Origin of the sequence: Gemmatimonas sp., from assembly GCF_041689975.1 — a bacterium.
Taxonomy (GTDB): Bacteria; Gemmatimonadota; Gemmatimonadetes; order Gemmatimonadales; family Gemmatimonadaceae; genus Gemmatimonas.
The window spans coordinates 1-7,991 of the sequence record NZ_JBDNFF010000218.1 but is presented as its reverse complement, the minus strand read 5'-3'; the positions used below and the strand labels follow the sequence as shown (position 1 = coordinate 7,991).

Genomic DNA, 7,991 nt, shown 5'->3' with positions numbered 1-7,991 from the left:
GGTCGTGCGGCGCGCAAGGCCGCGCCGCACCGCACGCTCCATGATGCCACGGGCCTCATCCCACGAGAGCCCGAGCCGTCGGCCCACGGCGGTCGGCGTCGCGTCTTGGAGCCACGCAATCGCCAAGCGCTCGAGCAGGAGCGTGAAGCGGGAGCCGGGCTCCGCCCACGGCACGCGCACGGTCGTCACACCATGCGTCGCACAGCGCACCCGCGGCACTCGGGCACACAGCAGCGTACGAAACTGACAGGTATCCAGATGGCGCCAGCGCCGCTCGACGTGATCGTAGAATGGCGACACGGCGGCACACTGCGGACACCCGAAGGCGGTGCCTGTAGCGGCGGCGACCCACACATCCACTTCCTGCGTCGCCTCGCGGAGCTCCACGCGCTCCACTTCCCACGGGGTCGTCAATCCCAAAATGGTCTGATACAACGCCCGATCATCCATCGCCGTCGCTCCCTGGTCCAAGTCTCCCGGAAGCCACGTACCCACTCTATTTCCTGAAGAGCCTCAAAAATAAGGTGCTGCCGCAGCTGCTTGACTTGGTCGACCTGCGCAACCGCATCGCGCACCACGAGCCGATCTGGCAAACGGACTTGCCAAAGCTATGGCTCTCCGCCGTCACCGTCCTCGGGTACATCAGCCCAGAGGCGGAGCAGCTCGTCCGCGACACAGATCGCTTTGCCGGGGTACTGGCGGACTCCGAATTGGCCTTCCTGCCAGCCATTCGCCACTACTAAACGGCCCCGTAGAACGCGACAGTGCCGGAGCGTTACGTGACGTTGCCGCCCGGCGCACGGAGCAGCGGGGTCGCTGCGGCGGCACGCGCGAAGGCGAGACTCGCTAACGCCAGAAGGAAAGGAGAATCCGGCAGGAACGCAGGCAGTAGGTGCACGGCCTGCCAAGCCAATGGGCCGATCCCTGTGGCGACGATCATGAACGTCGCCGCGCCGCCCAAATCGCGCCGAGCAGATCGGTCGCATGTGGGATCCGTGCCTATCTCTCCCCCACTTTCTACTGGCCCGTCTCGTCGGCTGGTGCCGCGGTGCCGTCCGCTCCCCCGAGCCAGGCCAAGCGCGCCCTCCACTCAATCGACGGTTCGTACGGCGGTTCTGGCGGTGCCTTGTCAGGGAGAAAGTACAACGCGAGTTCAGCCGGGATCGTGGCCTCGTCGTTCTCCTGCGCGCGCAGGAACGCCTCCCCGATAGGGTCGGGCGCGGCGTCGGTCAGCGTCGTGAGCGGGAGCCCCAGCAGATCGGTCAGTCGCGCACCGGGGTTGGTGGCGATCACCCGGGCGCGGGCGCGCCAATCCTGGCCGGCACCGGCGACGTCGCGTCCTTCGTAAGTGATGTAGAAAATGCCACTCTTGGTCCCGGTCTCCGCGCGGTAGTTCGCGTCGGTGTACCACGTATCATCCACCTCCCACGCGTCGGTATCGTCCGCGTCGCGGCGGCGTTGGGCGTCCGCGTCACGAAGTGTCGACATGGTCGGGTATTCGACCCACACGAGACCAGGCGTCCGGCGATCATACCGCTGCACGGCCGCAGTGCTGAGGTGCACAATGTTGCGACGTCCGCGCGCACTCACTAGGGACGGCGCAATCGTGCTGAGGAGATACAGCACGTCCGCAGGGACCGAGTACAGGAAGCGTCCGTCGATGCGAACCATCATGTCGATCTTTCGCTCGCTGATGAGTGCCGCGTCGCGCCACGTATCGACGGTTGTGTCGTGGAACGCCGAGCCGTCGCACTCCACCGCCACGCAGAACCCGCTGGGCGTGGTGAAGGTGAAGTCAAGCACGAAGCGGCCGATAGCGGTGTAACAGACGCGTTGCTGATCAACCCGCACGTCGGGGGCGAGATGCGGCCGGAGCGCGTCCGCAAACCGCTCTTCGAGCGGGCTGCCGAAGGGGCCAGGGAACACATTGCGGCTTCGCTTCGCGAAGTTCGCGAAGCACGCGTCGATCAGGCTCGCGGTGGAATGCTCCATCGTGCTGGTGTCCTCTGCGTGTCGTGATTCTTCCGCATCGACCGTCGCGCTGCGTACGTGGGCGGATGCTGAACAATAGCCGAAAATGGCCGAGTGACGAACTGCTGTAGCACTCCGCCTGCCGTCCTGAATGCATCCAGGCTTTCAAGATCACGTTCGGTGGCCTGCCTCCTCGTCGACGGCCGCGAGGGGCTGGCTTTGAACGTGAGCGACACGGAGGCCGAGGAGAGGGCCAGCGGAGCCACACCAAAACTCGTAACCGCTGTGGCGAGTGTCGCGATGGTGTAGCGTCGCAACTATTCACCTCCAGTTGGCACAATCTTTCTCAGCAACGACAGCCGCCGTCACGCGCTGTGCGATCATGTGTGCTGAAGCCGTCTGGTGGCGCTGTCACCGCCGCATCATTGCCGACTACCTGCTGGTGCGTGGTATCAAGATCGGACACATCATGGCCGTGGGACAGATAACCGCCGGGACACGCACGTCTGGCGCGCAGGCGCGGGCAGACGGTACCGTGTGCTACCCAGCACCCGGGCAATCGCGCCGAGTGGCGCCTGGCAGGAGGTGCAACTCCCGTCGCTGCGATCGAGCTCCCCACGAAAAACGTGTACGGCTGGTTCGCTACGCAGCGGGCGCAGGTGATCCGGCAGACGGATTGTGCACGAGAGTCAGGAGGAACGAGCAGCCTTGCGCTGAAGTCGCGGCGTGTCGTACGCCCGGCGCCAACGCAAGGATGTCGCCGGTACCCAGTTCGTATTCCTTGTCGAGCGCACGAAAGACGGCGTCCCCCCGTAACATGTGAATGCTCACCGGACCGTCGGTGCTGTGCTCCGGTAAGTCCCCGCCTGGTGCGAGCGCCAGCAGGGTCAGACGCAACGGTCCTTCTTTGACGAGCGTGCGTGCAGAGCGCCCGCTGCGCGCCAGCAGTTCCGCGTCGATCATCCACTCGTCCTGCGATAAATGGTGGAGCAGTACATCGCCCTCCACCGTGCGGTGCATCGATGACATGAGCTACGCCTCCGGGGTGTGTAATGTCCGACCTTCCTGCACACACTTCACGCACTCGAGCAACGTTCCCAGAAAGTGCGCACGCCCCGATTCCGTGGTGACCCATGGCCGGCTCTGCCATGGTGGATCGTGCCGAACATGCTGCGTGTGACCGCATTCCAGCTCGGCAACCCAGTGCTGTTCCTCATCCATATGATATCCAGTAATGCGACTTGGTGTTGCGTTGCCCGCGCTCGGGTCACGCTGCATAACGTATCTCCTGCGGTACACTGCCTGCTGATGAATGGTTCGTGTGCCGTCCGTAGACGCACGGTGCGCAGCCGAGGCCACGGTTCCTGACGCCGGTGGGATGATCCATCGCAGCGTCTTTTGTAATCTCGCGTTCCGAAGACACACCTTCAACATCGGCCGCGCAGCGCCCGCACGAGCTCGTCGATCAAATGTTGCTCGAGACGGAGCGAACGAACGCACGGGAGCGGGCGCTCCCGGCACACGTCATGGTGTAATACGTACCGACGATGGCGGTGTACGCTGAGGTCCCGACGCAGGAAGTGCTGCGCTGCGTGGTCGAAGGCGCGCGGCATTCAGAAGCGTCAGTACGAAATTTCGCGGCACGAAACCCGCATGCTTGCGCAGCCGCGCCACACTACATCGCCATGTCCCCGCACCGTGACGCGCGCACGGTCAGCTTGTCCGACCCGGAGGAATTTCTGCTTCCTACCTCTCTTGCCGTTCTCTTCGCGACGGTCAGCATGACGCTGGTGCCTGCGCTGGTGCTCGTGTGGGGCTGGCGACGGGGCTTCTTTCGTGACCTCGATGGCCAGAGTCGCGTGATCTTCGACGTGCGCGATTGGCAGCTTGTGCGCCCATGGGAGTCGACTGCCGAGCGTCTCGACCGGGCGCTCTCGCACGGAACACCACTCGCGCCGACGCCGGGTGAATGGGGCGGCGCCGGTGCCGACGAGTCCGCTCGGTGAGCGCGCCCCCGACCACGATCCCGCGCGGCAAGCCTGGACTCGAGCCGGGAGAGATCGATGCGATTGCGGCATCGCGTGGCTTGGCGCCCGAAGACCTCGACGTTCGCATCCGCGCCGACGCGTCGAGCCGTTGGGCGGTGCTCACGCTCTACGGTGTCGCCATCGTGTGGCTGCTGGTGGGCTCCGTGTTCGGCGATATCGCGAGTCTGAAGCTGCACTGGCCCGACTTCCTGACCCGCCAGCCGTGGCTGACGTTCGGGCGCGTGCGCACGGCGCACCTCCACGCTGTGAACTACGGCTGGGCGACTGCGGCGCTCATCGGCACGTCGCTCTGGCTGATGCCTCGACTGGTGCACACCGAGCTCAAAGGCGTCCGCACGGCGATCATCGGCTCGGCGCTGTTCACTATCGGCATCGCGGTCGGCATCGTCGCCGTGTTGATGGGCTACAACGACGGAATGGAATGGCTCGAGGCTCCGCGCTATGTGGCAGGTCCGTTTTTGGTCGTCGGCGGAGGCCTCATCGGCCTGTCGTTGTTCCAAACGGTCGCTGCCCGGAAAACCGAGCACCTGTATGTCAGCGTCTGGTACATCCTCGGCGCCTTCATCTGGTTTCCCATGCTGTACATCGTCGGGAAGTGGCCGACCTACGTCGGTGTCGAGAGTGCGGCCGCCAACTGGTTCTTTGCACACAACGTCCTGGGCTTCTGGCTCACTTCCATGAGCCTCGGCGCCGCCTACTACTTCATCCCGAAGGTGCTCGGCCGCCCCGTGTACAGCTACCAGCTCAGCGTGGTCGGCTTCTGGTCACTCGCGATGTTCTATTCGCTGAACGGCATGCACCACCTCGTGGGCGGCCCGCTGCCTACCTGGATGATCACGACTTCCATCGTCGCCAGCGTGTTCATGTTCATCCCCGTCGTTGCGACGGGCGTCAACCTGCATATGACGGTCGTTGGACGATTCGGCGCGCTGCGCTACAGTCCGACGCTCCGCTTCGTCGTCATCGGTGCGCTCTGCTACACGGCGGTGTCGCTGCAAGGATCATTCACGGCGCTTCGCGAGGTGAATCGCCTCACGCACTTCACGCATTGGACGGTCGCGCATTCGCACGTGGGCGGCTACGGCTTCGTCACGTTCATCGCGTTCGGCGCGATGTACTACGTGGTGCCACGTCTCGTCGGGCACGAGTGGCCAAGTGCGAAGCTCATTCGCTGGCACTTCAACCTGGTGCTGGGCGGGATAGCGATCTACGTGGTGTCGCTGTCGTGGGCCGGGGTCCTGCAGGGTCTCGCGTTGCTCGATCCGCAGCTGCCTTTTCAGGTGTCGGTGGAGCGCACGCTGCCCGGGCTGTACGGGCGCTCGCTGGGCGGGATTATCCTCACGCTCGGCCACCTGGTCTTCGCGTATCACTTCTGGATCATGGTGCGCATGCCGGAGCTGGCGCGGCGCACGCGTCCGCCGTTCCACGACGCGCAGCCAGTGCTGTACACGGCGGAAGCGACGGCCGACCACGAACGGGAATCGCACAAGCGGGGCGGCACGTGAGCGCCGCGCGCAATCGCCGCAAGCGCGACATGATGGCGCAGTCGGCGCTTGTCGCCCTCGGGGCCTTCGCTGTCATGGCCAGCGCGATCTGTGTGCTGGTGGTCGTGCCGCACATCATGCTCCGCACGGTCAAGGCGCCGCCTCAGCTCAAGCCCTACACCGCGCAACAGCTACGTGGGCGCGAGTCGTACATCGCGAACGGGTGCGTGTATTGCCATTCGCAGCAGGTGCGCGACCCGTCGTTCACGACCGACATCGACCGTGGCTGGGGTAGCCGCGCCACAGTGCCGGAGGACTACGTGTACGACCGGCCGCATCTCCTGGGCACGATGCGGACGGGGCCGGACCTGATCAACGTCGGGCAACGACTCCCCGACCTGGATTGGCACCTGATCCATCTCTACGATCCCCGTGCCCTCAGCCCGTGGTCGACGATGCCGGCGTTCCCGTGGATGTTCGAGGAGAAGCGTCCGGCGGACTTGCAGACCGGTGACCACGTCATCCGCATTCCCGGGTCGCGCGCGCCCAAAAACGTGGCGATCGTCGCCAGGCCCGAAGCGCTGGCGCTCGCCGACTACCTGATCTCGCTGAAGCGGCAGTACCCGATCCTTGACTCGCTGCGCGCGCGGGACCGCATGGTGATCGGCGGCGATGACCACGGAGGGGGCAAGTGACCGGGCGCGATCCTCTCCCGGGCGCACGCCCCGCAGCGACGCCGGCGAGCGCGAGTTCAAGCACGCCCGTCGTGCCAGAGGGGGGGAGCGGTGGTGTCGACCTGCAGCCCGACGTCGAACGGCTGCACCGCGCCGTGCGACGCGAGCCGAGCGACCCTGTCGAGGGACGCGAATCACCACCCTGGTTCTTTGTTGCGGCAATCGCCGTTGTGCTCTTCTGGGGTGGTTGGTACCTCGGCCGGTACGGCGGCGAGTTCGGGCTGGCCACGCACGTGGCGTTCGCGGGTCGCCAGCCCGGGATCACGGCCAGCGCGAACGCGCAGGCCGCCGCCGCCGTATCGAATCCCATCGAGGCAGGCGGGCGCGTGTACCAGAAGAACTGCACGGCGTGCCATCAACCAACCGGCAAGGGGCTTCCCGGTGCATTTCCACCGATCGTGGGCTCGGAGTGGGTGACCGGTGCACCTGAGACGCTTGTGCGCATCCTGCTGCACGGGCTGCAAGGACCGGTGGACGTTGCTGGCGCGACGTACAACGGCGCGATGCCGGCGTGGCAAGAGATCCTCAAGGACGAGGAGATCGCCGCGCTCGCGACGTATCTCCGGCAGTTGGCGCCCAATGCTGCGCCGCCGGTCGATGCCGACGCGGTGGCTGCGCTGCGGGACGCACATGCCGATCGCGCCGCCGCGTGGACCGCCGAGGAGCTTCGCGCGGCGCAACCGGCGAGCGGTTCACAGCCACCGGCGCCACCACGGAGTGGATCATGACGGAACCTGCAACGACGCCGTCGCGTCGCGCGGCCACGCACGGCGAAGTAGTCGCGGTCGGGATTGCCAGCGGTCAGCAGATGCGCGAGCCGCTCACGCTGACGGCGCTTTTCGATGATCCGGACACCGTCGAACGCGCGCTCGATGCGCTGTACAGCGCAGGCACCCCCCGCGACCTCGTGGAGGTGGTGGTGTCGCGGGAGTCGGCGAAGCTCTATTCCAGTGCCAGACGTACGCCGCGCGGACCTGGCCGCGAAACGTTTCGCTATGCCGGTATCGGCGGGCTCATCGGGTTCATCCTGGGCGTGCTCGTGGGAATTGTGCTGGTGGCGATGCCGGGCATCGAGAGCGCTGGAGGCATGGCACCGGTACAACTCCTTGGCCCCAATATGGCCACGATCGGCGGCGCAGCGATCGGAGCAGTTTTCGGATACTTCCGTCGCCAGCGGCCGGACCCGCGGTTTGCGCGCGCCGCCGAGGCGGCCCGCGCGATCGTGCTCGCCGTGTCGACGCGCAGCGAGCACGAGGCATCGCTGCTTGGCGATCTGCTGGTCGCGCACGGGGCACGCGATATCCAGATCGAGGATCGCGGCCTACGAGCTGATTGACGGCCGTGCGCACCCGGAGCGAATCAGGTCGTCGTGGCCCCGGTGAATAGCCGCCGCTGTTCACGGCGACGCGCTCGCGACAATACCATTACGTGTAAGAACAACGCTCATCCCTGCATCATGCACGCATCGTCGTCAGGTAGCGCACGCACGCCTGCAGTCAACTTCGTCGCCGTCCAAGCTCGTGCTTTGCAACTTGTGCCTGGCTTTTCGAGGCTTTGCATCGTCGCTCGAGAGTGCCGAGTTCTGCGGCGATTTTTGCGCTATGAAGTCACGCGGAACATCGCGAAGGTGTCCGGGTCCTGTCGTTCGACGATGCATGTTGCGAGGAAATGGGTTTCGCGCGTACTCACGAGAAAATCCGGCCGTGTTTGGCGGAGCGCCTCGGCGTTCTCGGCGTTCTCGGCGTTCTCGGCGT

11 protein-coding genes are annotated in these 7,991 nt (G+C 65.5%); 6 read left to right on the top strand and 5 right to left on the bottom strand.

Annotated features, from left to right (window positions below):
* Nucleotides 1-450, bottom strand: a 450-nt coding sequence (locus ACESNG_RS13655; RefSeq protein ID WP_373069401.1) for a transposase family protein, incomplete at its 3' end; no start/stop codon positions are given.
* A 74-nt stretch (nt 451-524) separates the two neighbouring features.
* Here ACESNG_RS13655 and ACESNG_RS13650 point away from each other — a divergent pair.
* Nucleotides 525-743, top strand: a complete 219-nt coding sequence (locus tag ACESNG_RS13650; protein ID WP_373060731.1) for a hypothetical protein — start codon at nt 525-527, stop codon at nt 741-743.
* Between the two features lie 32 nt (nt 744-775).
* Here ACESNG_RS13650 and ACESNG_RS13645 read toward each other — a convergent pair whose 3' ends face one another.
* From ACESNG_RS13645 to ACESNG_RS13630, 4 genes are all read right to left on the bottom strand, one after another.
* Complete coding sequence (locus ACESNG_RS13645; protein WP_373060732.1) at nt 776-940, bottom strand: hypothetical protein; 165 nt, start codon at nt 938-940, stop codon at nt 776-778.
* Nucleotides 941-1,017: 77 nt separating this feature from the next.
* Nucleotides 1,018-1,992: a hypothetical protein gene (locus ACESNG_RS13640; RefSeq protein WP_373060733.1), complete on the bottom strand. Its 975-nt coding sequence runs from the start codon at nt 1,990-1,992 to the stop codon at nt 1,018-1,020.
* A 621-nt stretch (nt 1,993-2,613) separates the two neighbouring features.
* Nucleotides 2,614-3,000 carry an AraC family ligand binding domain-containing protein gene (locus ACESNG_RS13635; protein WP_373060734.1) on the bottom strand — a complete coding sequence of 129 codons (387 nt, stop codon included), beginning with the start codon at nt 2,998-3,000 and terminating at the stop codon, nt 2,614-2,616.
* Nucleotides 3,001-3,003: 3 nt separating this feature from the next.
* Nucleotides 3,004-3,249, bottom strand: a complete 246-nt coding sequence (locus tag ACESNG_RS13630; RefSeq protein WP_373060735.1) for a DUF3565 domain-containing protein — start codon at nt 3,247-3,249, stop codon at nt 3,004-3,006.
* Nucleotides 3,250-3,656: 407 nt separating this feature from the next.
* Between ACESNG_RS13630 and ACESNG_RS13625 the strand changes: the two genes are divergently transcribed.
* The 5 genes from ACESNG_RS13625 to ACESNG_RS13605 all read left to right on the top strand — a co-directional run bounded on the left by ACESNG_RS13625 (nt 3,657) and on the right by ACESNG_RS13605 (nt 7,573).
* Complete coding sequence (locus ACESNG_RS13625; RefSeq protein ID WP_373060736.1) at nt 3,657-3,977, top strand: hypothetical protein; 321 nt, start codon at nt 3,657-3,659, stop codon at nt 3,975-3,977.
* Nucleotides 3,974-5,524 carry a cbb3-type cytochrome c oxidase subunit I gene (locus ACESNG_RS13620; RefSeq protein WP_373060737.1) on the top strand — a complete coding sequence of 517 codons (1,551 nt, stop codon included), beginning with the start codon at nt 3,974-3,976 and terminating at the stop codon, nt 5,522-5,524. The genes ACESNG_RS13625 and ACESNG_RS13620 overlap by 4 nt, the downstream gene beginning before the upstream one ends.
* Nucleotides 5,521-6,198, top strand: coding sequence for a cbb3-type cytochrome c oxidase subunit II (locus ACESNG_RS13615; RefSeq protein WP_373060738.1), 678 nt, complete (start codon nt 5,521-5,523; stop codon nt 6,196-6,198). The genes ACESNG_RS13620 and ACESNG_RS13615 overlap by 4 nt, the downstream gene beginning before the upstream one ends.
* 71 nt (nt 6,199-6,269) lie before the next feature.
* Nucleotides 6,270-6,965, top strand: coding sequence for a cytochrome c (locus ACESNG_RS13610; protein WP_373069399.1), 696 nt, complete (start codon nt 6,270-6,272; stop codon nt 6,963-6,965).
* Nucleotides 6,962-7,573, top strand: coding sequence for a hypothetical protein (locus tag ACESNG_RS13605; RefSeq protein WP_373069397.1), 612 nt, complete (start codon nt 6,962-6,964; stop codon nt 7,571-7,573). The genes ACESNG_RS13610 and ACESNG_RS13605 overlap by 4 nt, the downstream gene beginning before the upstream one ends.
* The last annotated feature ends 418 nt before the right edge of the window (nt 7,574-7,991 follow it).